The organism is Tengunoibacter tsumagoiensis (assembly GCF_003967535.1).
GTDB lineage: Bacteria > Chloroflexota > Ktedonobacteria > Ktedonobacterales > Ktedonobacteraceae > Tengunoibacter > Tengunoibacter tsumagoiensis.
On the sequence record NZ_BIFR01000001.1, the window covers coordinates 2881512 to 2907708 of the forward strand.

The following is a 26197-nucleotide window of genomic DNA, read 5'->3' on the forward strand; positions in this document are numbered from 1 at the left end:
TCATGGCCTTGCAAGTGGGCAGGGTGAGAGAAGAGATTAACTAGACTGTTGTCCAACCTGCAATTGATATGTCTCCTGCGCTGCTCGCTACACTGGCGATTTCAATAGATGCGTCAAGGGTTGAGTGATCGGAACTAAGCAGTTGTACAAAGATTTTTGTTGTCACTCCATCGGCATCAAGTACTGTTCCGGCAAAATGCGTGCCATCGCGAGAGACAATTGACCACTGCGCAATCCCGTCAAAATCCGGTTGTTGTGCCGCACCAGTGTCAAGCAACAATGTTGGATTGCGCCCATCAGTATCAATCTTCCAGAAGCCAGCATTTGTCTCATTGTGGCGTCCGAAAAGAGCCTTTCCGTACAATAAGAGTGTTTTATCTGCTATAGCATGAATTTTTCCGATTGACCCGTCTGCAACAGTATAAATGGTATGAAAACTTCCGCCGTTGACCGGTTTTACGCTGATGGTACTGGGTCCTGTGATCTCGTTGGCATCATTTAATGTACAGGTTACGCGGAACAACTGCTTTTTATCAAGGCTAAATGCGTATTGAATGCACGCTGTGTCTGGCTTGTCCATATCCGTCGTTTTGTTGGCCTGAGTGATATCAACCAGCATGAGCGTTGGCGGCTTCACTGATTGATGTGGAATGGATGCCGCATAGACATGAGTGTTGTCCGCCCAATCGACGATATGCAGGTATCCAAAGGTGGTAACGATTGGGCCGCCGGTTGCAATATTAAGGCTATAGATGCCTGCCCCTGCCCCCTCTCCGGTGAAGGCGATCATCTTTTGATCGGGCGAGAACTGCAGCTGCCCAGGGATAAACTGTATGCAGGAGAGGGTCTGCCGATAGAGTCCATCTATACGCACCAGTTGTATCTGTGATCCCGATTGGCCATCCATCTGGATCGAGAAGAGCACCCATGCTCCATCGGGTGAGACAATTGCATCATAGATGCTACCATTGGGAACCGAGAGGATGTCGGTCTTGCTTTTCGTCGCTGGCTCATAGCGCCGCAAGGTACTGGCAGTAAACCCATGGTTATAGACATAAACGAGATTTTGTTTTTTTCCAGCCGCGAGCTCCGGCATAATTGCTGCTCGCGCAACATGTTCCGCCGGACAGTTTGTCTGTGGAGTGGCGACGCTGGTTGGCAAACCAGAGATGCCTGACCCACCTTCGCTTGGTTGTTGAGCACAAGCTGTGAAGAAGAAAAACAGACAGGTAATCATACTAAAAGCCATAATATTGAGATTTCGGTTCGGCGGAAATTTCATAGGAATATACCACCCTTTTTAAGAGAATTTGCTATAAACAATCACTTGCTGTAAGTATAGAAGAGATAATGATGATGTGGTAGGGCATGGATCACTGTAGAAATATGGGTTATGTCACAGTGGCAAAGGAGGGGTGAACGTCTTTGTACCCAGGAAATGCAAGAAGATGCAGGCAGTCCCCTTGCGGCAGCGATGCCAATAATTGGAGGGGCATGAGGGTGTCTTTGGGGCGAAATGAGGATTTCTGCACATTGGTGAGTTGCAATTTATCTGTGAATGTTTCAGCAGGGCGGCTGATTGCGTTCCTGCGACACCACAACTATGCCAGTTTGCCAGCCAGTTTCACAGCGACAGCATCTACACAGTTGGTCTACAGCACAAGAGAGGTGCTCTTTCCAATAGAAAAAGCACCTTTTTTATCACATCTGCAGTTTCTTATTTGTCAATGCAGGCTCTGGTCAGGAGTGGGCCAGCAAGCATGCCTGGATATCAGCTATGGTTTGCTCGGTCTCGCGGCAGAGGATGGCGTGGATGCCCAGGGCATGGGCCGCGTCGATGTTCTTCTGGCTATCGTCCACAAACAACATGTGTGTAGGTTGGACGTTGAGGCGCTTGCAGGCCAATTCAAAGATGCGAGGATCGGGCTTGGCGATGCCTTCCTCATGGGTATAAATGATCAGGTCGCACATTTCGTCAAAATGGTAGCGTTGCTGTTCTTCGCGCCTGGCTCCGACAAAACTATTGCTGAGGATAGCCGTCTTGTAGCGAGGGCGCAAACTGCGAAAAAGATCAGCCATGGGCTCATTTAAACGTCCACAGTACCAGTCCCACATCTCGTGCATATACTCTGAGACCTGTTCCTGTGTCATGCCCAGGCGTTTCTCCATCTCCTGGTGCACATCCTCTTCGGTGCATTCTCCAAGGGAGCCAGCGTGCCATATCGGTTCCATGCGTGTATCTAACTCTCCAGCCTGTAGACCCAGGCGCTGCTCCCACCGTTTATTGAGATCTATTTCCATAGTTTCAATGACGTCTATTTCCAACACGCCCCCAATATCAAAAACCACAGCTTGAATTGACATTGTCTATCTCATCTCCTTATCTTATGAAAGCATAATTATATCCGTATTTGATATATCTGTTGTGGATATAGTAATATCTCTTTTACTATTTTTTCAAGGATGAGGCGTGAGACCGATTTCGCTCTCGTGCTTTTGTCATCCAAACAGATACCGATGAGTATGATGCACTTGCAGTGATCATTGCCACAGGAGCCAGGAGCCAGGAGCCAGTGCCCGCCCCAACGAGCAGCGCCTCCTTGGGCGCGGTGTATCGGTCTGCGCTACCTGTGACGGCTTCTTCTTTCGCGAGAAAAACGTTGTGGTGGTAGGTGGAGGAGATACCGCCATGGAAGAGGCACTGTTTTTGACGCGTTATGCCAGGCAGGTAACTATCGTTCACCGCCGCTCAACGTTTCGTGCTAGCCCGATCCTGGTGGAAAAAGTGCAGCAACATCCCAGTATTCGTTTCGTCTTGGAAAACGACGTGGTGGATGTTCTTGGGGACGATGCTGTAGAGGGCATTTGCATACGCAACACGCGAACGGGTGCCCTCTCTCAGTTACCCGTTCAGGGTGTGTTTCTCGCTATTGGACATCATCCAAATACGGACCTGTTTCGGGGTGAAGTGCAACTCGACGACGAAGGCTATATTCTGCCCGTGGAGCGGACGATGACCTCAATTGCGGGCGTCTTTGCCGCTGGAGATGTCGCTGATCCGTACTACCGCCAGGCGATTACTGCAGCGGCAGATGGTGCTCGCGCCGCGATGGATGCGAGACGATGGTTAGAGCAACACCAGATTGAGAAGCGTGAGCCGGAACAAGAGACCGCAGGGAGTGTCCGCTAGGGTATCTGAGAGCCATAGAACGAGCCCTCGCAGAAGTCATCATTCATTCGTTGTATTACACAACGTTGCTATTGACAACGGAATGGCGAGGATGTATACTGCTCGTATCATTCGTTGCGGTCAGCAACGAAAAAGATAGGAGGAATACGATGGGATCTCATGTCTCGACAGGTGCTTTGTTGCGCGAGGTGGCGCGTCTGCATGTGCAGTTGCAGCGTCATTGTGTGGCTTATTGTAGAGGAACGACCTCTACGCAGTGTACCGTGCTTACGGAACTCGGGCGCAGCGGGCCAGTGACACTGGCAGAGCTCAGTCGCCGGGTTGGCCTGGATAAAGGCTGGACCAGTCGCGCCGTTGAGCAACTGGTTCAGGAAGGACTGGTGGAGAAAGTTCCCAGTACACGGGATCGACGAACGGTTCAATTGTCCTTATCTCCCGCCGGACAGGAGCGTCTGGCTGAATTGAGCGGCACGCTGAACGATCTGGCAGAACAAACATTTGAGCATATTCCCGCAGCGCAACATGAGATGGTCCGTTCCTCCCTCGAATTGCTCCAGCAGGCCTTGCAGACACTGACCACTGAAGTGGAGACAACGGAGAATGCGGATCAGGGAGGGGCAGCATGCGGGTGCGAGTAGCTACGGTTGCTGATGCCGCAGGCATTGCAATCATTTACAATCAGGGGATCGAGGACCGGGTAGGAACATTTGAGACACAGTTGCGCACCGAGGCCATGGTGGCATCCTGGTTTGATGACATACATCCTATTGTGGTGGTAGAGCAGGAGCAGGAGGTTATCGCCTATGCCTCCACCTCCTCGTATCGTGCGCGTCCCTGCTATGCCGGGATCGCGGAGTTCTCAGTGTATGTTCGCCGGGATTGGCGTGGTAAAGGTGCAGGACGCCTGGCGATGACACAGCTCCTTCAGGAGAGCGCCGCTGCGGGATTCTGGAAACTGCTCTCGCGCGTGTTTGTGGAGAACGAGGCCAGTCGCGGCCTGTTGCGTTCATTGGGATTTCGCGAAGTGGGCATCTATGAAAAACATGGACAACTTGATGGGATCTGGCGCGATGTGGTGATCGTCGAATATCTTCTTCCCAGCAATCTTGCCACTGCATCCTTTGACCAGTCATCTCGTCATACTCTATAGCAAACAAAACGTATAGACTTCTTTAGAAGGAGACATACTATGAGTCATTCGATGACATCTGAACTATCCGCATCGCTGCCGGTTGCTATTATCGGTGCGGGACCTGTTGGACTGGCTGCTGCGGCACATCTTCTGCGTCGCGGGGAAACTCCTCTTCTTTTTGAGACAGGTGAGACGGTCGGGGCTTCAGTGTTGCGTTGGGGACACGTTCGCTTGTTCTCGCCCTGGCGTTATATGCTCGATACGCAGGCGGTCTCACTGTTAGAGGAGACTGGCTGGCAGGCACCTGATGCGGAGGGCTACCCCACCGGGCGCGAACTGGTCGAGGGATACCTCGAACCCCTCTCTCAGGTTCCTGCACTCGCATCCCACCTTCACCTCAAGACGCGTGTCCTGGCCGTCGCGCGTCTGGGATACGACAAGATGAAAACCCCAGGTCGTGAGCAGGCCCCTTTTGTGCTACGTGTGCAGCATGCTCATGGTGAAGAGGAAGATGTGCTGGCCAAAGCTGTCATTGATGCCTCGGGCACCTATGAGCTGCCGAATACATTGGGGGCACATGGGATGCCAGCGTTGGGCGAACGGGCTCTGCAACACTCTATCTTCTATGGGATTCCTGATGTTCTGGGCAAGGATCGCGCACGCTATGCCGGGCGCCGGGTGCTGGTGGTCGGTAGTGGACACTCGGCTTTCAACGCCTTGCTTGAACTCGAAACCCTTGCTAAGGAGGAACCGACCACCCAGGTGTTCTGGGCGATTCGGCGCAAGGAGGCGGGTCAGCTCTACGGGGGCGGAGAGACTGATGCCCTCGCCGAACGGGGGCAGCTTGGCGCACGCATCCGCCGCCTGGTAGAGAGCGGCCAGCTCGGCCTGGTGACGAACGTTCAGATTCAGAAACTATATAAGACCGAGCAAGGGATTGCCCTCGCGGGTTACGAAGAAGAGCTGCCCCCAGTTGATGAGATCATTGCGACAACCGGCTTCCGTCCCGATCTCTCACTTGTTAATGAGTTGCGTCTCGCCCTTGATCCGGCGGTGGAGAGTCCGGCGGTCCTGGCTCCCTTGATTGACCCTAATGTGCATAGCTGCGGGACGGTCCCGCCCCATGGCGTGGATGAACTGACCCATCCAGAAGCCAACTTCTATATTGTGGGTATGAAGAGCTATGGTCGTGCGCCAACCTTCTTGATGCTTACAGGGTATGAACAAGTGCGCTCGATTGTCGCGGCTCTCACTGGTGATTGGGAAAGCGCGCGCCAGGTTGAACTGGAACTGCCTGAGACAGGTGTCTGCTCAGTGGATGGCGGTGGGTCCTGCTGCGCGACCCCATCGACTGAATTTCCTTTGACGGTAGGAGTGAGACAATTCTCTGGCAAAAGTCTCCAGGTGATTGCACAAGGAAACTGTGGTGATGAGTAACACTGCAGGGAAGAGAAAAGCCTCTTCCCTGCAGCCTTTCTCAGACAACTCCAGACGAGAGAAGAGGCTTTTCTCTCCCAGGCATGCTTCCTATGGCTGGGTTCTTGTGAGTGTGCTTGGTCTGACTACGATTCTTTCATATGGGACGACGCAATACCTTTTTGGCACACTTGTGATTCCTGTAAGTGACACCTTCCACTGGAACCGTGCCAGTGTCTCCATTGTCTACTCAGTGAGCTTGCTTCTCGCAGGGTTACTTGGCGTCCCTGTTGGCTACCTAGTGGATCGCTATGGAGCGCGCTTGCTCATGACACTAGGGTCTTTGCTCGGTGGGCTGACCCTCTTTGGATTGGCATCTGCACATGCCGCCTGGCAATTCGCGCTGCTGTGGGTGGGCGGGATGGGCGTTGCCATGGCGCTGTTTCTCTATCCAGTGACCTTTACAGTGATTACCATCTGGTTTGGGCAGGGACGAGGGAAGGCTTTTGCGGTTCTCACCTTTCTGGGTGGTCTGGCGTCACCCATCTTCTTTCCCCTGGCAGGAGCCTTGCTGCCGATCATGGGCTGGCGAAGCATGCTATTCCTCTTTGGGGGACTTCATCTTGTTATTTCCGTGCCTCTGCATGGATTGCTCTTGCGCCGAGCGCCTCCCAGAAAAGAGCCACAAAGGGAACATGAGCAGCAAACGCACTCCTTGCTTTATGGAGAAGGAGTACCAGCTCGCCAGGCCTTTTTCGCCTTTTTAGCTTTCCATCTGGCGAGATGCGAAAAGAAAGAGCGAGCGGAACCCAGCGCGGTGTTAATGGCAGCGCGTCGAAACATGGCGGGAATGTTGGGCTCAATCTCGGAGAGTGGCATGATGGGATCAGGATTATCAGCGGTGCGATGAGTACATTTCTCCAGAGCGGTGAGTGCTTCTTTTGTCGGCAGATCAAGAAGTTTCACATGGGAGTTGATCACATCAAAGTAGAAGGCGGCCACCCGGTTGAATAGGGCATGGTGAGCTTTAAACCAGAGCGCATGCTGCGGTTGATAGCACAATGCCTGTTTGATCGTTTTGGTCGCCTTCCCCATCACTTCTCCTCTTCCTTTTGTTTCGCAAGAACTCTTGTTAATTCCTGTTGAACAAGTCGATCAAGCACTTTCACAATGCTTTCATTGGTATATGCTCCGATGAGCTTTGCAGCTCTTACGGTTCGTATCCAAATGCGGGTACTGGTGTACTCTGGTTTTTCCATGCGGTATTTATATCACATTTTATACAAAAAAGCAAGGGCTAAAGCCAAGAGAAAACCCGCCGCAAGCCGCCGTCCTTTCAAGGCGTGCGGTAAGGCGGGTTTCGGTTCATGTCACTAATTGCCAGAGAGTAGCGAGCAGAAGTGTTGCAGCCCGATGCAGGGCCTCTGGTTGAACACGCTCCATTGAGTCTCCAGGGGTATGCAGTTGTGCTGCTCCAACGCTTAATCCCACCGCTGGAAACCCTGCCTGTACAAATTGCCGCTGATCCGAAGCGATGTTACCTACAATTAGGGGGATATCGAGCCAGCGACCTGCCTGATCGAGCGCCTGGAGCACGGGTTCGGTTTGTGGTCCTGGCTCGACCCAGACCGCTTCATTGAGACAGGCTGCCCCATCCAGATTAAGCATGAACGGTATTTGACCCTGGGCTTTGAGCTGAGCGGCCAGGACATGTGACCCTTGTGCCCCAACCTCCTCCGCATCAAAAGCTGCAAAGAGCAGAGGCCGCTGGAACTGGATCTGTGCTTCTGCGATGACTCGCGCCAGTTCGAGAAGGACCGCGACGGCAGCCGCGTTATCTGTCGCCCCTGGAAGACGCTGGCCTCCCACATCATCACCAACGCCATCATAATGTGCTCCCAGGATGAGGGGCGCAGTGGCGAAGCGCTCCTCAGTCCCAGGCAAGTGGGCCAGGACGTTGTATCCTTCACTTATCTTGGCAAAGATCGGAACGCGTACACGCACTCGTGTTCCCACGAGCTGTGCATGTAGGTCTGCTCGAACCGAGAGCACGGGTAGAGCTACAGGAGCCTGAGCGATAAGACGTTTTACGAGAAAACCATTGGCGTTCGCATAAAGCGGTGTGAAAAGACCAAGCGCACCTTGTTGTGCAAGCTCGCTGGCCAGTGTTGTGAATGCGGTTCCCAGTGGGACGGCATGAAGCGCTACCCATGTCCCCTGGTAGCTCTCAAGCGCTTTCTCGTCCGAAAAGAGAACCACACTGCCTGCCGTTATTTCAGGTTGAAAGGCGGATCGTGGGTGCTCACAGTACTCTGTGCGTTGCACAAACGTGCGGAGGACCTCATCCTCATCTGTTATCTGCTCAAGTAGCAGTGGGGTAGCCTGTTCGACCACGGGAGCCGAAAGGGGAAATATCTGGGTCTGTGCCTTCCATCCGAGATACTGCCATTGCTTGAGCAGAAAATCTGTTGCTCCTGCGTGTCCCTGCGTGCCCACGCGCCGACCCGTAAAAGCTGGAGCGCACAACTGTCGTGTGTGCTCCATCATGCGACCTGGATCGAGAAGCGTAAGGGCCGCGAGGAGGTCAGGCGGGGCAGCTTGCTCAGTCACCATGCTTGTCTCCTTCTACTTACCCAGCGTTGTTAGCAGCATCGCTGTTGCGCTGGAGAGGAAGATACCTGTACCGGTTCCCCACAACATCCGCTTGTTGCCTGTGTATCGACAGCGAAAGACTGGTTGGAGCGGGGTTCCCCACAACACCCTGTGTTTGCTGATTGGCTAGTGGAGCCACAGCAGCCACTCGTTACCTGGATATTTGAGGCAATGATGGCTGCCTGTCTGGATACAGGTTCCCCGCAACATCCTGTGTCTGCCGCTTGACTGGTTGAACCACAACAGCCACCCTGTTGGATAGGGGCGGTTGAAACGGTGGGCAGACCGTGCTGAAAACCACCTTTGTTTGCCGGATTTAACGGATGGGAAATCTGAGTCATGATGCATACTCCTTTATGTTTCGTTTATGTTTCGTTTTCTTTTGAGGCGTGCTCATTTAGGGAGACGGACCACCTTGCCAAAAGACGCAACAAGCACACAGGCAATGTTTGTGTACCTACTTTGAAGCCAACAGGCAAAGATGAGAGGAGAATCAGAACCAGACCAGGGTCGCTTTGTGACCGGGTGCGTCCTCTTTTGCCCTGCTCCGTCTCCCTGAGTAGAAATGATTGTCACAAGAGAAAGGGCATTGAAGATGTTTCGAGAAGAGATAATGGCGCACTGGCGCCAGCAGGAGTATGATCAGGCTCATCTTTCCCTGCATCAGCTGCGGGCTGCACAATTGGCCAGGGAAGCAGATAGAAAACAAAGCGCATGGCTGAAAGCTCTCTTTATCAGGCTCAAGCACGGCGTGTTGTTGCTCCTTGGTATACATGGCACCAGGCACGTGAAGTGCGGCTCTGTTTGCGCTTCCCAGCCCTTGACGTGTTGTGCATAATACAGGCAGAGATGCTCTCCTAGAAGAAAAGGTATGAAGGAATTGGTTCACACAGTTGAGTTTGCCTGGCAAACACTCCATGATCCTCTCTATCGCTTTATTCGTCGACGCGTGGCAACCGAGGAGCAGGCGGAAGACTTGCTCCAGGAAGCCTTCCTGAAGATGCACACGCAAGTCGACGCGTTGCGCGAACAGGACAAGCTGGAAAGTTGGATGTACCAGATCGCGCGCAATTTGATCATTGATCACTATCGCAAAAAGAGACAGGATGTTCCGTTAGAGGATGCCGAGGAGATGCTGCCTCTCGATGAAATCCCCGAAGAAGATATGCAAGCGCAACTGGCTGCGTCAGTCGTTGCCATGATTGACTGCTTGCCTCCGACCTACCAGGAGGCGCTTTTGCTCACCGATATGCAGGGTCTCTCACAGAAAGAACTGGCAACACGCCTGGGTCTCTCCTTTTCAGGAGCCAAGTCACGGGTGCAACGGGCGCGCGAGAAGCTGAAGCAAGTTGTGCTAGATTGTTGTCACGTTGAGTTTGATCGCCTCGGGCGTGTAATTGACTACTACTCCCATTGTGCATGTTGCCAGACGCAAGGCCAGGTGAAAAAAGGGTGTTCTACTGGGCAGTGTGAATGTGCATCTCAAGTGGCGTCTCCTTGACATTATTGGGGTCGGCTGGTGTGGGTGGGCTTCTCTCGCCAACGATGCGTAGTCTGCGCCATGCTTCACTCTAAACTGATGGACTTGCTGGAAACCAGAAGATCTTCTGGTGCTAGCTGAAGAAAAATGATGGAGAAACTAAAGGTAAAGTAGACTGGCGTATAAACTATCAAGCACGCTCAACCATTGTTTGGGACATGTGTGTTGATAATTCCGCCATTTTTTTATGCAAATCCGCCATTTATGCCAATAATTCCGCTATGAATCCGCCATTTATGCCAATAATTCCGCCATGAAGTGGTATAGTAGAGAGGTAGAGGAAAAATGTCAAATTTTTATGAAAAGGTGAGGATACATGGCGGAATTACAGGAGGCAGAATTACGACAACGTATCCAATTTGGTGAGACCTCAACCGTTGAATTAAAGGTGGCTGTGCCTCGTCACCTCGATCTGGCTGAACGTTTCTGTGGGATGGCTAATGCTCAAGGTGGAATCGTGATCATTGGTGTCAAAGACGTCGAGCATACCATTGTTGGTGTCCCAGATGAGCGCCAGGCTTCAACCATGGATACCATTTTGCGAGCCGCACGTGTGAATATCAAACCCTCCCTTCCTCTCGATCCCGCAGAGCCAGAAGTCTATGTGCTTGATGGGAAAATCGTAGCCGTCCACCCAATGCGAACCGCTGGAATGGTCTTGGCGGCAAGATTGAGGCAAACGAGACTCCTTTGAGCAATATTCATCGTGAAATGATGGAGGAGGCCGACATGGATGTGAGCCAGGCTCAGGAGCTACGTTTTGCTGGCCTGGTCACCTGGACGATTCTCGATGCAAACGCTCCTCCGGTCAGTGGGGGGATGTATACTTTCCTTGCCCATCTTGATCCAGATGCTCAGATCTGGCCCGATCGTATCACGCCTGAGGGACTGCTTTCCTGGAAGAAACTGAGCTGGGTCTGTGATCGGTCCAATCCAGCAGTGGTAGACAATATTCCGCATTTTTTGCCACTGATGCTGACACAATTCACTCCACAGGAGTACTGTTGCTCATACCAGGATGGGGTTTTACGAGCCTTTGACGCGAGGGCATTGCCAGATCTCTCTCAGATAATAGGCTTTCCTTTGACAATTGGTCGGAAGCTCTGATGCTACATGGATATATATTAACGTAAAAGGAAAGCATGATGCGTCTGGCTCTTCTCTCCGATATTCATGGCAACTGTGTGGCTCTCGATGCTGTTTTAGGCCAGCTTGCCACTCAAAACGTGACGCAACTGATCTGTCTTGGGGATGTGGCCTCGACCGGCCCTCAACCTCGAGAGGTGATCAGGCGGCTGCAGGAGATTGACTGTCCGTCCGTAATGGGTAACATGGACACCTGGCTATTACAGCCTGAACTTAAGGAGCAACCTGATCAACGGAGACAGTATTGGCAGGACATTGATCACTGGTGTGCCGAGCAACTCACATCTGCTGATCAAGCCTACTTGCGCTCCTTTCGACCTACCATCGACTATAGATTCCCTGATGGAAAGAACCTTCTATGTTATCATGGCTCCCCTCGTTCCTACAGTGAGCGTCTGTTGTCAACGACTTCTGAGGAAGAGTTAGAGCGAGTCTTTGCAGGAACGCAAGGGGATCTCATGGCGGGAGGACACACTCATATTCAGCTTTTTCGCCGCTTCAAAGAGCGAATTGTTCTCAACCTGGGGAGCGTCGGTTTAGCGATGGATCGTGTCTCGCCGGTGAATGAGATTCGTCAGTCAGCTTTCGCTGAATATGCCATTATCGATTCTAATGGCGCGTCCTTACAGGTGGAGTTGCATCGCGTTGCCTTTGATCTGCAAGCCTTCATTCACGTGATGCACGACTCTGGAATGCCACATGCTGCCTGGTGGGCCAGTTGCTGGAAGGAGATGTAAGAATGGCGATTACTCCTGGCAATCTGCCTCTGGCGAAACGAGTGGAAGAAGCCTGCCAGGCAGAGAGCAATATCTTTGGGTATGGGATCTGGACCCATCACATTCTCTCTGTTATTGCGTATGGGGAGCAGTTGGCTGACCTCATGGGAGCCGATAAAAATAGTGTCGAACTCGCAGCCCTTCTTCACGATTATGCCAGTGTGAAAGATCAGACGTTGTACCAGGATCATCATCTCCATGGCCCGCGTGAGGCAGAACTACTTTTACGGGAGTATGGCTATCCTGGTTCAACGATCCTGGCAGTGAAAGAATGTATTGCTTCACATCGAGCAAGCATTCCGGTAGAGCAACGCACGAAAGAAGCGATCTGCCTGGCGAGCGCCGATGCGATGGCCCATATTGCTCAGATGCCTTCACTGCTGTATTTAGCATATGTTCAGCACAAGCTGTCTATTGATGAAGGCAAGATCTGGGTACGGGAAAAGCTAAAGCGCAGCTGGAACAAGCTGTGTCCAGAGGCACGAGTGTTGATCCAATCGCGCTATCAAGCAGCTTTGCAGGTGTTAGAGTAAGAGCTCCGCGAAAGAGGTTCCAGCTTTTTTATGAGAGATGGTGGTATTGAGGCTCGAGCAGAGAGAAACGAAGAGAGACGCTTTTTTGATCCATCTGGACAGAGCAGTTGATCCCTTTTGGCTCGCAGACCAGTTGGAGTTGAGCTTGTATCCACTCAATATGTGTTTTGTAAGAGACTCCATAGCGCTCAAGTGGCTCCAGGTCAATGTCGGTGATCGTTATCAGCCAGTTCTCGTTCTGCGACTTAAGGTGAATATGATCTTCTCCATACGTGAGTGACAGCACCTCAGCTGTCTGCCTGGCTTGCTGTTCAAGTATCTGAGGGTTCGCCTGAGTCCGGATTGAATGAGTGGTGTTCATGAGCCAGGGGTCAACGAAGATGCGTGCCGCCTGTGTGGGACTGAGGCCAGCCTGCAATGCTAGAGCGAGAGCATAACCCTGCCAGACCTGCGTATGATGTTGGTACCAGGCAATAATCTGTTCATCAGTCAGTGCGATCGAAACGTGCTGTTCAGTCATGAGTATGGTCCTTTTCTGCATGAAGAAGACCAGACGAGAGAGTAGCGTGCTTTCCCATCTGGTCTTCTGAAAACAAAACAGGCCGCCTGTGGTGGCGACCTGTCTTTTGTGAGCCACATTTTATCCGCCAGATGACTTCTTGTCAAGGGATTGATGATACAAAACCTGTTCATCGTGCATATTCTTTTAAGATAACATCTCCGTTTCTTGCGAAGTGTCTGATACGGATTGAAGTTCTTGCTTGTATTTTCGTACTGCGTTTTGATAGAGGGCTTGCGCAAAATCAGCTCCATGCAGTACAAGGGTGTGAGGTGTGATTTCCAGCGAACGCAAAATGCTCTGTCTGTGCCGTTGCCAGAATGGTCGCCTGTATGAGCTTTGGCGAGCTGGTTGTGCCTGTCGCTTGAGCTGGTTGATGTTAGATGATTGGTTCATGTATGTATCTCTTTCCTGGTCTAATGGTTCAATTTTCGCTGCATCTTCGCTTTCCAGCGAGAAAATGGAAATGTTGGGAAATGAGGGATGTGACGTTGCGCCGATCAGTGAAAGCGCAACTTCTTCTGGTTGTCCGACAATGGTGAGTGATAATCGATGTGACTCCCCTTCGTTGGTTGGTACTGGTGAGGAGGCGAAGTACTCACTCTGAGGAGTTCCCTCAATGGAGAGCGTTCCTTGGACTTTCAGCCCCACCATGAAGGGATCTTTGGTTCTGAGGTGAATGATCATGGTTTGCAACTCCTGACGGTGTGTGTTGGTTTCTGCCAGGGAGTATAGGGGATTTTTGTGACATAAAGCAGATAAAATAGCGCTGAATGACCGATAAAAAAGCGTCAATCATGCGTTAATCGACCGATACTCTGACGGTATCGGTTGTGAAGATGGCGTTTAAAAGATACTTATGTTTTAATAGTGATTTTTGCCCATTCAAGGGAAAGCCGCTTAGAAGCATGCATCCTTTCAAGAAGAAGGATGAGAAATGTTCTCCGTGCTATGTTCTGAGGAGGTTTCTGGACTTTCACGATAACTGAGCGGCCTGCGCCAGGGCGAGCGCAGGCATGGAGAAGACAAGAAGTGAAGGGAGATACGCATGACCCAAATACAGTTCGGCTTGGTGGTGCCGGGCGACGCGCTGGAGAAGTCGAGGCGTCTCCGCTACATGGAGGATGTGAACCGTCTGCTCAACAGTGTGAAGGGCTCTTACCACTCGGCCTGGTTCATTGACCACTTGCAGTTCGAAGACAGCGACGTGCTGGAGGGCTGGACGGCTCTCACCTACCTCTGCGCGCTGCACCCTGAGTTGCAGTGGGGCAACTCGGTCCTCTGCCAATCGTTCCGCAATCCGACTCTGGTCGCCAAGATGGGTGCGACCCTCCAGTTTCTGTCGGGTGGGCGCTTCATCTTAGGTATCGGTGCGGGTTGGCATGAGCCTGAGTATCTGGCTTACGGTTACAACTTCCCGGCGGCGAGCCGCCGGGTCGAGGAGCTGGACGAAGCACTGCACATTATCAAGGCGTTGTGGACGAAGGGCCGCGTTACCTTTGAGGGCAAGCACTACCACGTAACTGGTGCCTGGTGTGAGCCGAAACCTAACCCGATACCCCCGATTATGGTCGGGGCGTTCAAGCCGAAGATGCTGCGTGTGGCGGCCAGGCACGCCGACTGGTGGAACGTGTCGTCGACTGGCATCGAGGACTATCGCATGTACCTCGCGGAGTTCGAGCGGGCCTGCCAAGAGGTAGGGCGCGACCCTGCGACGGTGCGGCGCTCCTGGTGCGGCGGTTGCGCCTGCGCGCCCACCGAACAGGAAGTGGCCCAGATCGCGCACGAGCGGCTTCAACCTGGCGAGGACTTCGTCGGCACTCCTGAGCAACTCCTCGGACAGATGCAGCCATTCGTCGAACTGGGCGTTGATTACTTCATGCTCGACTGCGGAGGTTTCCCCGATCTGACCACCGTCAAGATGCTTGTGAATGAGGTCCTTCCAGCACTCAGGTGTCGCAGCTAATAGCCCATTAGCTGCGATAGCCTACACAGCGCGGCGTTCCTGCAGGGTTGACGCGATCTGCTCAGCTTTCCTCTGATCTTGCTTCTGCCGGATTCGCTGTTCTTTGTAGCGCCTCTTGTGCTCCTTTTCCTCTTCCGACATAGGAGGTAATGTGTGGGTAAAGACGATGATAACCAGGGCCAGGCTGACCAGGACCATCACCAGGAAGATGACGCCGACCCACCACGCCAGATACCAGAGCGCCGCAACCATGCCAGCAAGAGTCAAAGTGAGCGAGAAGAGCAGAATGCTTACCGCGTAAGACAGCGTGATCCTGGTTCTTCTGCGGTGCAACGACGCATGTCCCTGAGGTATGTAGATTTCCATGGGGAAACCGACCTCCTGGAACGTTTGCCGCATATGCTCATCAATGCCAGCTTCCTTCATCTCCGGGATCAACTTCAACACAAAGAGTCCGGCGACATTCAAAGGGAGCGCGCAAGCCAGCGTGGCGCTCGCCACCAGAATGGCAGGGCGAACAGGGCCAACGGTAATGAGAGAAGCAATAACCAGCAAATTGAAGGCGATCAGCCCACCAACGACCCAACTTCCAAAAGCAAATAACCAGGGGGTGATTCTCTCGATCAGGTTCCCAACGGCCTGCATGCTCTGCCTGGATTGGGCTTCCAGATCAAGAGAAGCGGTTTCCTGAGGAGGAGCAACTGGAGAAGAATCGTTATTCGCTGACATATCTGTGTTTCCTTCTTTTTTACGCGCATTTTTGGTGTGAGCGGAAAAAGCGGCTCATGCTGTCACCTGAGATTGATGACAGCATGAGCATTCCCTATTTTGCCTCTACAGTCGGTGTCTGCGCTGCGGGAGCATCCTTCAGGAAAAACGTGCTCAACAGGAGCAGCAAACTCAGCACCAGTACCATCCAGAAGCCATGCTGAAGGACACTGCTCAGCGCGAGCCGGGCAGCGGTTGAGGTGTGCGTCGTACCCGTTTCACTCGCGAGAGCGTCGTTCACGACCATGCCCATCAGGGCCGAGCCCAGCGTCATGCCCAGTTGGCTGAGATAGCGGATGACGCCTGTTCCTACCCCCAGCTGTGTCTGCGGAACTGCGTTTTGGGCCGCGACCATCTGAATGGTAAAGAAGGAGCCCGTGCCAAGACCAGCCAGAACCAGGGCGAAGCCGATCAAGAAGAGATTGCTCGACGCGGTCATACCAGTGAGGAGAAAGAACCCGATGGTCATAAGCGCCGCGCCTGTGATCGCTGTGAGCTGGTAACGTTTGCTGCGCGAGATGCTGATGCCCGCGAGCGCCGCGCCCAGGGTCAGGCTGATTGAGAGCGCGGTAATCATCGCGCCGGTACTGGTTGGCGAGAGTGCCAGGATATCCTGCAAGGCCAGGGAGAGCGGAAGAAACACCCCGATCAGAATCATGCCCTGGAGAAGCGTCTGGACGCCATCGACCGCAAAGATCGGCCTGCGCAAGAGATCGAGAGGTAGCACCGGTTCGGCGGCCTTGTGTTCGACCCCCAGGAAGAGCGCATAGAGGGCCGCCGAAGCCGCCAGCAGTGCGATGACGGGCAGCGAGGTCCAGGCTGCATTCTGTCCGCTTCCCAGGCTCAGGCCGAGTAACAGGCTACAGGTCGCAGCGACCAGTAGCAGTGCTCCGAACCAGTCAATGCGCGCCAGAGCTGTACGTCTGGTTATCTGCCCTGCCGGTTGTGATGGCAGAAAGATGCTGAGCATAAGTAGCGCGAACAGCCCGACAGGCAGATTGAGATAGAACAGCCAGCGCCAACGGGTCGCCTCGGTGACAATGCCAGCCAGCAACGGGCCATGGTCGGTGATCCAGCCTCCCAGTGTGGGGCCGCATAATTGCGAGACGCCAAAGACAATGCCGATCAAGCCTTGCTTGCTGGCGCGTTGCTCTGGGGGAAACTGATCCCCAATGACGGCGGCGACCAGCCCGACGCCAACACCAGTCCCAAGCCCTTGAATGGCCCGGAAGAGGATCAACTGGCCCATCGTCTGAGAAGCGCCAGCCAGGGTCGAACCCAGGAGAAAAAGGACGATTCCGCTGAGCAGAAAGCCTTTGCGCCCGAACTGATCCGAGAGCTTGCCCGCCAGAGGCACTACCGCAGTCGTTGCCAGCAAATACGCGGTCACGACCCAGGTATACTGGCCGAAGCCATGCAGACTGCTGGCAATGCGCGGAAGCGCGGGCGTCACGATCAGGTTATCCAACGCTTCCAGAAAAGCAGTAAGCAGCAAGGCGATCATGATGCTCACCACCACTGGACGAGCCATTGGCTTTATTTTGCCTGCCTGTTCTGATGGGAATGCAGATGCTAAAGTTGCCGTATCCATGGAAATTCCTTATAAAACGCGAGTATATCTATCGCGCGCTCATTCAATCCGTTTCGACAATGCCTATGCAGTGAAGGGAGAGAGCAGCGCGCGAGGGGCTGCTCTCTCTTCACTCCAGTACAGGAAGCCAGGTTTCCCGAAATTATGGTCTGCTAAAGAACTGGCGCAGTTCTTGCGCGACTAGTTCCGGCTTGCTGCCGCGGTTCGTCTGGCTGGGATTGTTCGAGCCGCCGTGTTCCAGACCAGGAAATTCGACGCGCCCCGCGACATGTGGCAAGGTCTTTTCCAGAGCGTCAAGGGAAGGCTTCAAGAACGGCAATCCCTTGCTCCCGCCCAGGAGCATCACCTCGGCGCTCACCGCGCGGAAACGATCGAGTTGCCCACTCATCTCGGCGAGAAGCAACCCATCATAGTGCAGCGTCGGAGCGAGTTTGCGCATGGTGACACTTTCTGGACCAGCCTTCTTGTCCTCACCTTTCATGGCTGCATTGGTCAGTGCCTTCAGGAGCCAGTCCGGCATGGCATTCATGGCTGGTCCGCCCAGTTCCAATCCTTTCATGCACGTGACCAGTGCGGCTGCGACCTCACCCTGGGCCATTTGCTGATCGAAACGGTTCAGCCAGGAGGTATGCGCAGTGCCATCCAGAAACAGGGCCGGTTCGTAAAGGGCCATTTTCTGGATACTGGGCAGGTTCAGCGAGGCCTGGAGGCAGATCAGGCCACCTGCGCTCATGCCGTACAGCAAGCGTGCTCCAGTTTTGTTGACCAGCGCCGTCAGGTCATTTACTTCTTCCTGAAGAGCGTAATGCTTGCTGAAGGGACCGCTCAGACCACGCCCACGCCGATCGGGCAGATAGATAGTGAAGAGATCAGCCAACCCCCCGGCGAGTTGCGTAAAATCCAGGCCCGACGTGTTTGCACCATGCAACAGAATCAGCGCAGGACAGTGACCCATCTGGCGATAACCGATGGTCGTCCCGTCAGAGGAGATGACCGAGCCAGTCGTCAAAGGAGAAGGTTGAATATTCGTGAATGTGCTCATTGAAGCGTATGTCCTTTCTGTAAGGAAATTTTATGATGCTCTTCTTTTCTCTCCCCGCGTTTTTCTAAAGATATTCACCACCATCACTCCTGAGATCGCTACCACACCTCCGAAGAGAGCCAGCCAGGTGGGCCACTCCCCTAACCAGAACCACGCGATGCCAAGCGTGACCGCCGGGACCAGATACAGGAAACTGGCGGCGCGGGAGGCTGGGATACGGGCCAGAGCATAGGCCCAACTCACATAGCCAATCGCGGCGGGAAAAATCCCAAGATAGACCACTGCCGCTGTCTCGGACCAGGATGCTGTTCGCACATTGGTGAGCAGACCAGGAGCAAAGATCAGCAACGCAAGCGTTCCCGTCCAGATCGCGTAGGTGGTACATTGCAATGCACTGTAGCGTGCCAGATACGGTTTTTGCCAGAGAAAGTAGAGGCTCTGTGCCAGCGCTGCACAGAACACAAACAGCACCCCGACAGAGAAATGGATTCCTGCCCCTGTACTCAGAGAAATGAGCGAGGCACCAAGAAGACAGATGAGCATGCCTATCCATCCCCAGAGACGCAAACGCTCCCTGAGGAAGATGATCGAGAGCACCGCCGTGATGATGGGATTGATGTTGACGAGAAAGCTGGAAAGTCCTGCTGAGACGCTGGCTTCTCCCGTATTGAGCGCCACATTATAGAGGGCTATTCCGACAACCCCGGTGAGTGCGAGGCCAGGCACATCTCGCCAGCGCGGCAGCGGCATGCGCTTGACCAGGGCCCAGAGCGCAAGCACCAGGGAAGCGGTCAGATACCGCAGCAGGGCAAGATGGGTGGGGCTATATCCATGGAGCCCGGCTCGTATCCCCACAAAAGAGGACGCCCAGCAGCAAATGGTGATGCTGAGTGCGAGTACCGTTCCCGCTGTCAAACGAGATGGATGTCGGACTGCGAGAGGGCTTTCAAGAGAACGTGTCTCCCCTGCCTGTTTGCTTTGGGTCAGTTCCATATTTTTTTCCTCCTGAGAAGACTTGCGCCTATTATAGGGGGTGCGCTATAATCATGTCCAACGATTATCTGTGATCACCATGATCGATTTTTGCGATGGAATGGAGGAAACGATGGATCTTCGTCAACTGACGACCTTTCGCGAACTTGCTAGAACCTTACACTTTCACCAGGCCGCCGAGCGACTGGGGTATGTCCAATCCACGGTTTCGGCCCAGATTCAGGGGCTGGAGGAAGACTTAGGGGTCCGTCTCTTTGATCGGCTGGGCAAACAGATCACGTTGACCAACGCTGGGGAACGTTTGCTTCCTTACGCGGAACAGATACTCAAAGTCGCGGAAGAGGCGCGAACGGCAGTCTCAGGACACGAGCAGTATGTTGGCACGCTGACGATCGGGGCGACCGAAACGTTGTGTACCTATCGCCTTCCCGCCGTACTCCGCCAGTTCCATTTCTTGTATCCGCAGGTTCGGCTCCTCTTTTTCCCCTCTGCCTTCTCCGCCCTGCGCCGCCTGGCCATCGACGGCCAGGTCGATCTGGCCTTTCTCATGGAAGAACCGATTGCCTCCAGCGTGTTCCATGCCCAATCCTTTCGGCCTGAACCTATTCATCTGCTGGTTTCATCCGACCATCCCCTGGCTCAACGTTCAACCATCTTGCCCTCGGATCTGGAGGGAGAAACCCTGTTGGTGACCGAGGCAGGTTGTAGCTATCGCACGCAGTTCCAACACCAACTGAGCAAGGCCGGAGTCCAACCAACCGCCATGCTGGAATTTGAGAGTATCGAAGCTATTAAACAGTGTGCGCTGATTGGCATGGGGGTGGCGGTTCTTCCAGCAATTACCGTGGCCTCCGAGCTGGAGCAGCAAAAATTGGTGATCCTGCCCTGGAGTGGAGAGCCGATTTGCTTGATGACCCAGATGATCTGGCATAAACAGAAATGGCTCTCCCCTGCGTTCCAAGCTTTCTTAGCAGTCACCCGACAGGTGCTAATGAAGCCTCTTGATCAATGAGAGCCTGCAAAAGGTGTTTCACCAGGGCAGTTGATAGTCACTTCCATTTTTGCAGAGCAGCAAAAGGTCTGTAGCGTTTTCAAGAAACGTTCTGGTTTTCAATGGTAGGAAGCCAGAACGCCAGAGATACCAGCGCAGGAGTTTTTGTCTCAGATACGCTCCCGGGTGAGATTGTAGGAGAAAATGAAGGGCAACAAAGAGTCCACAGGCCACGCCGCATGCGAGAGCGAACAGGAGCCACTGAGTGAGACCTTTGTAGCTTCCCCGAAATAAACTAAGACTGAGGCTGGTATGTGTGGCAAAAAAGCTCGCATAAAGCCAGAATAAACAGAATGTACTGAAGCCTACTTCTAGTGCTACACTTCCCCGTTGTACTGTTCGCTTGTACTTTTGCAATGTGGGTGGGTCTAGAAGCGTATCAGGTTGTAACTGTTCAAGAGAGAATGCCATGAGCCCCGACCTTGATGGCAAGCCCCATGTTCAGGTTGCTATTGTTCCCTATTCTCGTGTTAATGAGGGGATCAATCTGCAGAGTGTGGTGGACTCTATTATCTGGCCTATGCTGGAACGGCGGGTCATCAGAAAATGCGTAAGTTAGGCGGTCAGAGCGGAGCAGCTGCCGCCTTCGCTGGCGAGCCCGCACGGGGCGCTCTGATCGAGGAAGCTGGAGCCGACCAGACCACCTTAGCACGCTTCTCTGCAACCGTTGAGGCTGAACTGTTCACTGATGAGGAAGAAGGTGATCCACTGGCGCTTCTCGACGTCAACGATGGACAGGAGCTGGCAGAGGCTTTTGCCCGTCGAGCCAAAGAAGAGCAAGAGGTACTGCGTCGTGGTCGCTCCTGGTTTGGCGCTGTCGATACGCTGGCTGAGGCGTCTACCAGCTTTCTTTACTGGCCCTCAAATCTCTGTTTGGGAAACACTAATGCAGCCACGGCAGGTCTCCAGTGTCGCCGAAAATGAAGAGGCCGCTATTCATCTGAAGCCTGCTCTCATTGCAAGCCCAGTCAAGGTTGGGTCTTCATTCCAGAGAGCCGTAGAAGAGGCTGCATTGTATGGCCCAATTGTGGAGGTCCCAACAGAAGCTCATCCAACTGAGGTACCTGCGATCTCCTTATCTGAGGATCTCACAGAGATGCCACAATTGCATCAATCACCTGTTTTGGCCAATGAAAAGAGTGCAGAGGTAGGGCATGTAGTAAGTAGAGATGACTCTGAATTTCCGATAGTTATTTCGGATGTTGACGTTCTGGCATCTGAGGTTCGCGTTCCAGTGGCCAGGAGTGCTTCACCATTTGTCTTTGGCAACATGGAGCACATTCATCTGGCTCGTCAGCGCCGAAAGTCAGGGAAGGTGAGAGCGCTCAAAGCAGAGAAGAAAAAGCCTGTAGTTGCTGAGGTGCATGATATCCCTGCTGTGACATCAGCTGACAAAGGTGAAGAACCCCTGGCACTGATGAAGCCAAATCCTTCAAAGAAGAAGGTTGCCAAAGGTGAGTCAGGAATGCGTACATTGTGGGATGAGTGCTTTGAGGATATAAGTAACGTTAAGCCCGCGCAGTTAGTCAGTGACTTACTTGCGTTGTCTACAGAACCAGAGCAACTCAGCCTCTGGTAGCGCTCGATTTGCTGAGAAATCATCTCCTACACTGGTTTTAAAATGAGAGGCATGCTATCCTTGTTACTAAAAGTAGCATGCCCCTCATTATTCGCTTAGAGCAGCGCTGCTCGGAGGTGGCCAAGCTGACGCTCGCGGATATTGGCCTGCGTCAGGGCCATCATACGCTCCATATTCGTCAGAGCAAAGAGGAGAAAGACTGGCTGCTCAAACTGCCCGTGGATCTGTGGCGTATGCTGTTTGGACTATCTGGCCGCCATCGGAACCATAGAGCTCCCCATGGGAGAGGATGGACTGACGCTCTATGAGAAAGCGATCTGGCCAGCTGGAGCAGCCGATCACCCACTCTTTGTGGGCTTTGACAAGGGCGATCATCCTAGGCAGCAGGGGCTGCAAGCCGCTAGTATTTATCGGCTGGTGCGTACCTATGGAATGCAGGCGGCGATCACGAAGCTGACCGCACATTCGCTACGAGCCAGTGGCATCACTTTGATGCTGGAAAACAAGGCCTCGCTCTGGAAAGTGCAGGAACCTGGCTGGTCACGCTGACCCCAGGACGACGCGAGGCTATCAAAAACGGAAGCAAGACCTCGATGACAATGCAGCCGATGTCTTATCCTTATAGGAAAGGAAAGGGAGAAAGTATGTCATCTTGGCAATGGCATGCACAAGCTAATTTGTACTACATCAAGCAACTTAACCTAGCAAGGCAAAGTAATGCGCTTGGTTGGTAGGTTTTACAAATTCTTAATTTACAGAGAAGGGAGCGTGTAGTTTCACTGAAAAGTCATAATTGTTAGAGGAAAGATTGTGTTTTCCTCAATTAGCTTTGGCTGCTAACAATTACTTCGTCAAGCGAGAAAGGGTAAGATGACAAGATGTATTATCTTTTTACAGTGCATTTTAGCTATATAATTTCTATCGGTATACTTTGTTGTGTTTTGCTTTGTATGGAGAAGCGGGAGCAAATACATAGAGTAGAAACTATTCATTACCGACAAACATTGCCAGCTTTTTATTCGATAATCATTTCTGTTTCTCTTTTTTTCCTACCAATATTAGTGGTAATTTACGCGTTTTTCCCTTTGATTTTCATTGTTATCGCTTCCGCCCTCTTATCTCTGTTATATTATACTTTCGCCCTATGGTTAATCATCTTTAGAACTTCGATTTGGCGCCAATTGGTTTTGGCAAGTGTAAGTGTACCCGCCTTACTGGAAAAGAAGAGCTATTATAGCTTTCAAAAAATCGCAATTAGCGTCTTAGTATATGTTTTAAGTAGTACATTTATTGCAAATGAAGTTGTCTTGAATTTAACAACATACTCTACAGCGGTTAAATCTAACAATTTGTTAGCTGATGGCATCTTATTGGTTACGTTTTTAGCACTGATGAGTGTATTATTCGCTGTTTCGAAGTTGCTTACGCTTAAATATAAAACATCTTGAAATCAAAAAATATTTGTAGCTCATATACTAATTGTTCGGTGTAAATTTTTTTGCTTTGCGGGAGAGAATCCGCAAATTAAGTGGGCGGTAAAACGGGCATTGACCATTTACTTCTTCATCTCATGATTCTATTCTTTGTCGCCCACCTCTTTTTTTGCCTCATTCCCATCATGCCGCCTACTTAATTCGTGGATTTTCTCCCACAAAGCGCCGCGATCTACACTATGAGTGAAGCCCTGAATCTGAATGCGTTCCTGTTTTTTGCTTTCCATCAGCCGAATCTCAACCGAATAGAAGCTTATTGTTTGAATGAAAATGATGGTTCAGCACGAGTCCTGGAAAAGGTAGGTATGCAGCTTGAAGGAATTGCTCGACAGCGCCTTTTCTGCAAAGGGAGTTATCATTCAGTCAAGACCTATGCTCTTCTCAAAGAGGATTAATTTGTGTAAAAATGAAATAGTAGGAAAGCCTTATTGAATGTGCAAAATGGGCAATAAAATGATGTTACTCATGAGTCAAATAGAATAATTGCACTATACTTCATCAATATTATGGAGAGAAGGAGCTACTTTTATGCAATTTCACATTTTTCCCATGACGGAAGAGAATGCTCGTCAGGTTGCTTCCTGGCAATATGAAGCCCCATACGACTTTTATAATATGGATCAGGATCCAGGATATGAGTCAATGAAGATTAAGACGGTTTATCGGTCAAAACCTTGTTGTAGTTCATCTGTCAGAAAAGCTTGTGTATACGGCTGAGCAAAGAGAGACTTTTCCGACAGAAGCTCTTCGTTATGAAGAAAACAGATGATATGAGTCGTAGTCAAGAGATGATACGTACAGCTCCTGAGATAATTTGCCAGCGCTCATCCTGAAACAGCCATACGCGCAGATAGCGGCAGAATGCCTCAAGAGGTTTTCCCTGTAATCGCACCTCTACACGAGCTTTTACTGCAACAATTGCGCTTTCTCCATAGAATTGCATAACTGGTTCTTCGACAAACTCCACTGCGGTCTGAACAACAGCACCAGATGCATGACTTTCGAGATCATCGCGTTTTCCCTGTACATTTCCCTCGACATCAATAAACACCAAATCATCATGTATTAATCGTTCAAGGGCTGGCACATCATTGTTTATCATTGCCTGTTGAAGCTGCTTCTCAGCATGCACAATTTCCTCAAGGGAGTGGTTCACTTCTCTCTCCTTTCATTCGGGCTAACAACACTTGTCTGTCTGCCCCCTTCCTCAAGGATAGATACTCGAAGCAAAGAAGTAAAGAGTAAACCCATGCTTATAGCATACTTTTTACGCATAAGATATTCGATTTGACGCATATCTGAGAGCGCGAGTCCGAAAAACAAGAGCATTTCGTCCTCTCACAAAGGGAAACTATATATTGCCTAAAGATGGCCAGGAGGACGAACGAATAAACTTCCAGCACTATGTTCTCTTGAAGCTTTTGGGCAATCTCTATACTGCTCTATTGGTATCAGATATCACCTCGGTGCTTGATGTGGGGACTGGAACCGGCAAATGGGCAACTGCTATGGCCACCAAATTTCCAGCTGTGGAGGTTGTTGGACTGGATATCGAAGCGCCTACAAAAAAGGTGGTCACACCTCTACCTAATTATCGTTTTGTGAGTGGCAATGTGTTGGAGGGTTTGCCTTTCCCAGATCATACCTTTTCCTATGTGCATCAACGGCTCTTAGTTGCAGCGACCCCGGCCGTCAGATGGCCATCTGTTATGAAAGAATTGGGTACGTGTGACCACACTGATCAATGTTCAAAAGTGAGCGACATCAGCACATAACTGTTCTGCATTTATTGTGCAGGATCAAGAAGATACGATGAGTCACGAATGAGGAACTGGGCCTGAAGGATTGCGCTGATACGGCTTCAGACATCGTCCAGTGGGTCAACTTACAAAACTGTAGAGCTGTTTTCAACAGGGGCATATGTATCAAGGATTCTAATCATACAATCAGAATAAAAAAATGTTTCTATAGCTTTTTATCGGTCTGCATATGTAGAAGCATTTTTTTTCTGTGCCTATCAATAGAGCATGCTATATTGCAGAAAAGATAATTCTAGGCTTGGAAGGATAGCATTTGCGTTCAACAATCCGTAGTTGCAGGTGCTTGAAAACCGGCTAAGAGAAATACCTTCATCCGTTGGTACTCTGTTTCTTTGTCTAAAACACAACCTCCTCGAGTGCGTATTGTGATGAGCAAACCCGATTGTTGAACGATAAAGGCACCGAACATACTGGTAAATCTCCACCATATCTCATCCTCTGACAACAGAGGCAATGCTCGTTTGAAGGCTTCGATATATCTCTTTTCGGTTGACTCAACCCAGCCAATAATCATCTCCTGCACCTCTTTTGTTGAGTCAACCATCGCTCTTGCAAAGAGGTGTGCAACGATGACGCCACGCTCGTTAGGATACTGGAGTAAGTCCATAATAGGTACCAGAAAAGCATCTAATAGTTGTTCAAGCGTGGGAGCCGATGTTCCGCTTTCAAGCACTACTAACCTTTCCATCTGACACTTTTTTACTGGCACAATAATATCCTGGAGGACTGTTCGTAACAACTTTGCTTTTGAGCCAAAGTGATAATTGACTAAGGCAATATTTACCTTCGCCTCAGTGGTAATATCGCGTAAGGTGGTCTCAAAGCCTTGCTCTGCAAATAGCCGTTCTGCTGTTCTCAAAATAGTGTCTTTTGTTTTTGCCTGTACCGTCGTCATCGCTCTTGTATCCTTCTTCACTCTCCTGAAATCTCCTCATAACTCAAAGAAACTA

At 51.6% G+C, this 26197-nt stretch carries 31 protein-coding genes and 3 pseudogenes; 18 read left to right on the forward strand and 16 right to left on the reverse strand.

Going from position 1 to position 26197, the window contains the following annotated elements; genetic code table 11:
- Positions 1-40 precede the first annotated feature (40 nt).
- The 3 genes from EL628_RS11355 to EL628_RS30510 all read right to left on the reverse strand — a co-directional run bounded on the left by EL628_RS11355 (position 41) and on the right by EL628_RS30510 (position 2691).
- The gene (locus tag EL628_RS11355; protein ID WP_126580060.1) at positions 41-1282 is read right to left on the reverse strand and encodes a TolB family protein; all 1242 of its coding nucleotides are present in this window, start codon (positions 1280-1282) and stop codon (positions 41-43) included.
- A 458-nt stretch (positions 1283-1740) separates the two neighbouring features.
- Positions 1741-2364, reverse strand: a complete 624-nt coding sequence (locus EL628_RS11360; RefSeq protein WP_126580061.1) for an HAD family hydrolase — start codon at positions 2362-2364, stop codon at positions 1741-1743.
- A 177-nt stretch (positions 2365-2541) separates the two neighbouring features.
- Positions 2542-2691 (reverse strand): hypothetical protein, encoded by a 150-nt coding sequence (locus tag EL628_RS30510; RefSeq protein WP_245994059.1) that lies wholly within the window; start codon positions 2689-2691, stop codon positions 2542-2544.
- Between EL628_RS30510 and EL628_RS11365 the strand changes: the two are divergent.
- From EL628_RS11365 to EL628_RS11385, 5 genes and pseudogenes are all read left to right on the forward strand, one after another.
- Positions 2651-3190 (forward strand): annotated as a pseudogene (locus EL628_RS11365) (NAD(P)/FAD-dependent oxidoreductase); the annotation flags it as partial. The gene EL628_RS30510 and the pseudogene EL628_RS11365 sit on opposite strands and share 41 nt — an antisense overlap.
- Before the next feature lie 149 nt (positions 3191-3339).
- Positions 3340-3828 (forward strand): MarR family winged helix-turn-helix transcriptional regulator, encoded by a 489-nt coding sequence (locus tag EL628_RS11370; RefSeq protein ID WP_126580062.1) that lies wholly within the window; start codon positions 3340-3342, stop codon positions 3826-3828.
- Positions 3813-4340: an arsinothricin resistance N-acetyltransferase ArsN1 family A gene (locus EL628_RS11375; RefSeq protein WP_126580063.1), complete on the forward strand. Its 528-nt coding sequence runs from the start codon at positions 3813-3815 to the stop codon at positions 4338-4340. Before EL628_RS11370 ends, EL628_RS11375 begins: the two co-directional genes overlap by 16 nt.
- A gap of 39 nt (positions 4341-4379) precedes the next feature.
- Positions 4380-5759 (forward strand): NAD(P)-binding domain-containing protein, encoded by a 1380-nt coding sequence (locus tag EL628_RS11380; protein ID WP_126580064.1) that lies wholly within the window; start codon positions 4380-4382, stop codon positions 5757-5759.
- Positions 5752-6438 (forward strand): annotated as a pseudogene (locus tag EL628_RS11385) (MFS transporter); the annotation flags it as partial. The gene EL628_RS11380 and the pseudogene EL628_RS11385, both read left to right, overlap by 8 nt.
- Positions 6439-6491: 53 nt before the next feature.
- Here EL628_RS11385 and EL628_RS30515 read toward each other — a convergent pair.
- From EL628_RS30515 to EL628_RS29810, 4 genes and pseudogenes are all read right to left on the reverse strand, one after another.
- Positions 6492-6833: pseudogene (locus EL628_RS30515) on the reverse strand (RNA-guided endonuclease TnpB family protein); the annotation flags it as partial.
- A 270-nt stretch (positions 6834-7103) separates the two neighbouring features.
- Positions 7104-8351 carry a M28 family metallopeptidase gene (locus tag EL628_RS11390; RefSeq protein WP_126580066.1) on the reverse strand — a complete coding sequence of 416 codons (1248 nt, stop codon included), beginning with the start codon at positions 8349-8351 and terminating at the stop codon, positions 7104-7106.
- Between the two features lie 29 nt (positions 8352-8380).
- Complete coding sequence (locus EL628_RS11395; protein WP_126580067.1) at positions 8381-8731, reverse strand: hypothetical protein; 351 nt, start codon at positions 8729-8731, stop codon at positions 8381-8383.
- 231 nt (positions 8732-8962) lie between these two features.
- On the reverse strand, positions 8963-9106 hold the full coding sequence (locus EL628_RS29810; RefSeq protein ID WP_161975429.1) for a hypothetical protein: 144 nt from the start codon (positions 9104-9106) through the stop codon (positions 8963-8965).
- A gap of 155 nt (positions 9107-9261) precedes the next feature.
- Here EL628_RS29810 and sigZ point away from each other — a divergent pair, with 155 nt between their 5' ends.
- The 5 genes from sigZ (at position 9262) to EL628_RS11420 (ending at position 12385) form a co-directional block, all read left to right on the forward strand.
- Positions 9262-9891: an RNA polymerase sigma factor SigZ gene (gene sigZ / locus EL628_RS11400; protein ID WP_245994061.1), complete on the forward strand. Its 630-nt coding sequence runs from the start codon at positions 9262-9264 to the stop codon at positions 9889-9891.
- Positions 9892-10246: 355 nt separating this feature from the next.
- Complete coding sequence (locus EL628_RS11405; RefSeq protein WP_126580068.1) at positions 10247-10624, forward strand: AlbA family DNA-binding domain-containing protein; 378 nt, start codon at positions 10247-10249, stop codon at positions 10622-10624.
- On the forward strand, positions 10600-11037 hold the full coding sequence (locus EL628_RS11410; RefSeq protein ID WP_245994234.1) for an NUDIX hydrolase: 438 nt from the start codon (positions 10600-10602) through the stop codon (positions 11035-11037). Before EL628_RS11405 ends, EL628_RS11410 begins: the two co-directional genes overlap by 25 nt.
- 35 nt (positions 11038-11072) lie before the next feature.
- Complete coding sequence (locus EL628_RS11415) at positions 11073-11813, forward strand: metallophosphoesterase family protein (protein ID WP_126580070.1); 741 nt, start codon at positions 11073-11075, stop codon at positions 11811-11813.
- 2 nt (positions 11814-11815) lie between these two features.
- Entirely contained in the window at positions 11816-12385 is a 570-nt protein-coding gene (locus tag EL628_RS11420) for an HD domain-containing protein (RefSeq protein WP_126580071.1), read from the forward strand.
- 28 nt (positions 12386-12413) lie between these two features.
- Here EL628_RS11420 and EL628_RS11425 read toward each other — a convergent pair whose 3' ends face one another.
- Together EL628_RS11425 and EL628_RS11430 are read right to left on the reverse strand one after the other, a co-directional pair.
- Entirely contained in the window at positions 12414-12905 is a 492-nt protein-coding gene (locus EL628_RS11425) for a hypothetical protein (RefSeq protein WP_126580072.1), read from the reverse strand.
- Positions 12906-13091: 186 nt separating this feature from the next.
- Positions 13092-13631 carry a hypothetical protein gene (locus EL628_RS11430; RefSeq protein WP_126580073.1) on the reverse strand — a complete coding sequence of 180 codons (540 nt, stop codon included), beginning with the start codon at positions 13629-13631 and terminating at the stop codon, positions 13092-13094.
- A gap of 361 nt (positions 13632-13992) precedes the next feature.
- On the opposite strand from EL628_RS11430, the gene EL628_RS11435 reads away from it, so the two are divergent.
- Positions 13993-14910, forward strand: coding sequence for an LLM class flavin-dependent oxidoreductase (locus EL628_RS11435; protein ID WP_126580074.1), 918 nt, complete (start codon positions 13993-13995; stop codon positions 14908-14910).
- Positions 14911-14931: 21 nt separating this feature from the next.
- On the opposite strand, the gene EL628_RS11440 is transcribed toward EL628_RS11435, so the two are convergent.
- The 4 genes from EL628_RS11440 to EL628_RS11455 all read right to left on the reverse strand — a co-directional run bounded on the left by EL628_RS11440 (position 14932) and on the right by EL628_RS11455 (position 19304).
- Positions 14932-15639, reverse strand: coding sequence for a hypothetical protein (locus EL628_RS11440; protein ID WP_126580075.1), 708 nt, complete (start codon positions 15637-15639; stop codon positions 14932-14934).
- A gap of 94 nt (positions 15640-15733) precedes the next feature.
- Entirely contained in the window at positions 15734-17269 is a 1536-nt protein-coding gene (locus EL628_RS11445) for an MFS transporter (RefSeq protein WP_126580076.1), read from the reverse strand.
- Positions 17270-17411: 142 nt separating this feature from the next.
- The gene (locus EL628_RS11450) at positions 17412-18311 is read right to left on the reverse strand and encodes an alpha/beta fold hydrolase (protein WP_126580077.1); all 900 of its coding nucleotides are present in this window, start codon (positions 18309-18311) and stop codon (positions 17412-17414) included.
- Between the two features lie 30 nt (positions 18312-18341).
- Complete coding sequence (locus EL628_RS11455) at positions 18342-19304, reverse strand: DMT family transporter (RefSeq protein ID WP_126580078.1); 963 nt, start codon at positions 19302-19304, stop codon at positions 18342-18344.
- A gap of 112 nt (positions 19305-19416) precedes the next feature.
- On the opposite strand from EL628_RS11455, the gene EL628_RS11460 reads away from it, so the two are divergent.
- A complete protein-coding gene (locus tag EL628_RS11460; RefSeq protein ID WP_126580079.1) occupies positions 19417-20316 on the forward strand; it encodes a LysR family transcriptional regulator in 900 nt (299 codons plus the stop codon).
- A gap of 18 nt (positions 20317-20334) precedes the next feature.
- Here the strand turns inward: EL628_RS11460 and EL628_RS11465 are convergent, their stop codons facing one another.
- Entirely contained in the window at positions 20335-20766 is a 432-nt protein-coding gene (locus EL628_RS11465; protein WP_126580080.1) for a hypothetical protein, read from the reverse strand.
- Between the two features lie 135 nt (positions 20767-20901).
- On the opposite strand from EL628_RS11465, the gene EL628_RS11470 reads away from it, so the two are divergent.
- The 5 genes from EL628_RS11470 (at position 20902) to EL628_RS30770 (ending at position 23822) form a co-directional block, all read left to right on the forward strand.
- Complete coding sequence (locus EL628_RS11470; RefSeq protein WP_126580081.1) at positions 20902-21279, forward strand: hypothetical protein; 378 nt, start codon at positions 20902-20904, stop codon at positions 21277-21279.
- Positions 21242-21934, forward strand: a complete 693-nt coding sequence (locus tag EL628_RS11475) for a hypothetical protein (protein ID WP_126580082.1) — start codon at positions 21242-21244, stop codon at positions 21932-21934. The genes EL628_RS11470 and EL628_RS11475 overlap by 38 nt, the downstream gene beginning before the upstream one ends.
- Before the next feature lie 77 nt (positions 21935-22011).
- Complete coding sequence (locus EL628_RS11480) at positions 22012-22242, forward strand: hypothetical protein (protein ID WP_126580083.1); 231 nt, start codon at positions 22012-22014, stop codon at positions 22240-22242.
- Positions 22214-22483, forward strand: a complete 270-nt coding sequence (locus tag EL628_RS11485; RefSeq protein WP_126580084.1) for a site-specific integrase — start codon at positions 22214-22216, stop codon at positions 22481-22483. Before EL628_RS11480 ends, EL628_RS11485 begins: the two co-directional genes overlap by 29 nt.
- 1123 nt (positions 22484-23606) lie before the next feature.
- Entirely contained in the window at positions 23607-23822 is a 216-nt protein-coding gene (locus EL628_RS30770; protein ID WP_126580085.1) for a GNAT family N-acetyltransferase, read from the forward strand.
- Between the two features lie 386 nt (positions 23823-24208).
- Here EL628_RS30770 and EL628_RS11495 read toward each other — a convergent pair whose 3' ends face one another.
- Positions 24209-24583, reverse strand: coding sequence for a nuclear transport factor 2 family protein (locus EL628_RS11495; protein ID WP_126580086.1), 375 nt, complete (start codon positions 24581-24583; stop codon positions 24209-24211).
- A 202-nt stretch (positions 24584-24785) separates the two neighbouring features.
- Here EL628_RS11495 and EL628_RS11500 point away from each other — a divergent pair, with 202 nt between their 5' ends.
- Positions 24786-25202, forward strand: coding sequence for a class I SAM-dependent methyltransferase (locus EL628_RS11500; protein ID WP_161975430.1), 417 nt, complete (start codon positions 24786-24788; stop codon positions 25200-25202).
- Positions 25203-25506: 304 nt separating this feature from the next.
- Here EL628_RS11500 and EL628_RS11505 read toward each other — a convergent pair whose 3' ends face one another.
- Entirely contained in the window at positions 25507-26142 is a 636-nt protein-coding gene (locus EL628_RS11505; RefSeq protein WP_126580088.1) for a TetR/AcrR family transcriptional regulator, read from the reverse strand.
- Between the last annotated feature and the right edge of the window lie 55 nt (positions 26143-26197).

Bases quoted from the DNA above. Each gene is read 5' to 3' on its own strand.
- EL628_RS11375 (WP_126580063.1), top strand. From the start codon at position 3,813: ATGCGGGTGCGAGTAGCTACGGTTGCTGATGCCGCAGGCATTGCAATC.
- EL628_RS11390 (WP_126580066.1), bottom strand. From the start codon at position 8,351: ATGGTGACTGAGCAAGCTGCCCCGCCTGACCTCCTCGCGGCCCTTACG.
- EL628_RS11435 (WP_126580074.1), top strand. From the start codon at position 13,993: ATGACCCAAATACAGTTCGGCTTGGTGGTGCCGGGCGACGCGCTGGAG.
- EL628_RS11505 (WP_126580088.1), bottom strand. From the start codon at position 26,142: ATGACGACGGTACAGGCAAAAACAAAAGACACTATTTTGAGAACAGCA.
- EL628_RS11415 (WP_126580070.1), top strand. From the start codon at position 11,073: ATGATGCGTCTGGCTCTTCTCTCCGATATTCATGGCAACTGTGTGGCT.
- EL628_RS11405 (WP_126580068.1), top strand. From the start codon at position 10,247: ATGGCGGAATTACAGGAGGCAGAATTACGACAACGTATCCAATTTGGT.
- EL628_RS11465 (WP_126580080.1), bottom strand. From the start codon at position 20,766: ATGGCATTCTCTCTTGAACAGTTACAACCTGATACGCTTCTAGACCCA.
- EL628_RS11475 (WP_126580082.1), top strand. From the start codon at position 21,242: ATGCAGCCACGGCAGGTCTCCAGTGTCGCCGAAAATGAAGAGGCCGCT.
- EL628_RS11440 (WP_126580075.1), bottom strand. From the start codon at position 15,639: ATGTCAGCGAATAACGATTCTTCTCCAGTTGCTCCTCCTCAGGAAACC.
- EL628_RS11380 (WP_126580064.1), top strand. From the start codon at position 4,380: ATGAGTCATTCGATGACATCTGAACTATCCGCATCGCTGCCGGTTGCT.
- EL628_RS11460 (WP_126580079.1), top strand. From the start codon at position 19,417: ATGGATCTTCGTCAACTGACGACCTTTCGCGAACTTGCTAGAACCTTA.
- EL628_RS29810 (WP_161975429.1), bottom strand. From the start codon at position 9,106: ATGCGCTTTGTTTTCTATCTGCTTCCCTGGCCAATTGTGCAGCCCGCA.
- EL628_RS11420 (WP_126580071.1), top strand. From the start codon at position 11,816: ATGGCGATTACTCCTGGCAATCTGCCTCTGGCGAAACGAGTGGAAGAA.
- EL628_RS11480 (WP_126580083.1), top strand. From the start codon at position 22,012: ATGCCCCTCATTATTCGCTTAGAGCAGCGCTGCTCGGAGGTGGCCAAG.
- EL628_RS11395 (WP_126580067.1), bottom strand. From the start codon at position 8,731: ATGACTCAGATTTCCCATCCGTTAAATCCGGCAAACAAAGGTGGTTTT.
- EL628_RS11360 (WP_126580061.1), bottom strand. From the start codon at position 2,364: ATGTCAATTCAAGCTGTGGTTTTTGATATTGGGGGCGTGTTGGAAATA.
- EL628_RS11445 (WP_126580076.1), bottom strand. From the start codon at position 17,269: ATGGATACGGCAACTTTAGCATCTGCATTCCCATCAGAACAGGCAGGC.
- EL628_RS30770 (WP_126580085.1), top strand. From the start codon at position 23,607: ATGAGTGAAGCCCTGAATCTGAATGCGTTCCTGTTTTTTGCTTTCCAT.
- sigZ (WP_245994061.1), top strand. From the start codon at position 9,262: ATGAAGGAATTGGTTCACACAGTTGAGTTTGCCTGGCAAACACTCCAT.
- EL628_RS11470 (WP_126580081.1), top strand. From the start codon at position 20,902: ATGCGTAAGTTAGGCGGTCAGAGCGGAGCAGCTGCCGCCTTCGCTGGC.
- EL628_RS11370 (WP_126580062.1), top strand. From the start codon at position 3,340: ATGGGATCTCATGTCTCGACAGGTGCTTTGTTGCGCGAGGTGGCGCGT.
- EL628_RS11430 (WP_126580073.1), bottom strand. From the start codon at position 13,631: ATGATCATTCACCTCAGAACCAAAGATCCCTTCATGGTGGGGCTGAAA.
- EL628_RS11455 (WP_126580078.1), bottom strand. From the start codon at position 19,304: ATGGAACTGACCCAAAGCAAACAGGCAGGGGAGACACGTTCTCTTGAA.
- EL628_RS11450 (WP_126580077.1), bottom strand. From the start codon at position 18,311: ATGAGCACATTCACGAATATTCAACCTTCTCCTTTGACGACTGGCTCG.
- EL628_RS11355 (WP_126580060.1), bottom strand. From the start codon at position 1,282: ATGAAATTTCCGCCGAACCGAAATCTCAATATTATGGCTTTTAGTATG.
- EL628_RS30510 (WP_245994059.1), bottom strand. From the start codon at position 2,691: ATGGCGGTATCTCCTCCACCTACCACCACAACGTTTTTCTCGCGAAAG.
- EL628_RS11425 (WP_126580072.1), bottom strand. From the start codon at position 12,905: ATGACTGAACAGCACGTTTCGATCGCACTGACTGATGAACAGATTATT.
- EL628_RS11485 (WP_126580084.1), top strand. From the start codon at position 22,214: ATGGGAGAGGATGGACTGACGCTCTATGAGAAAGCGATCTGGCCAGCT.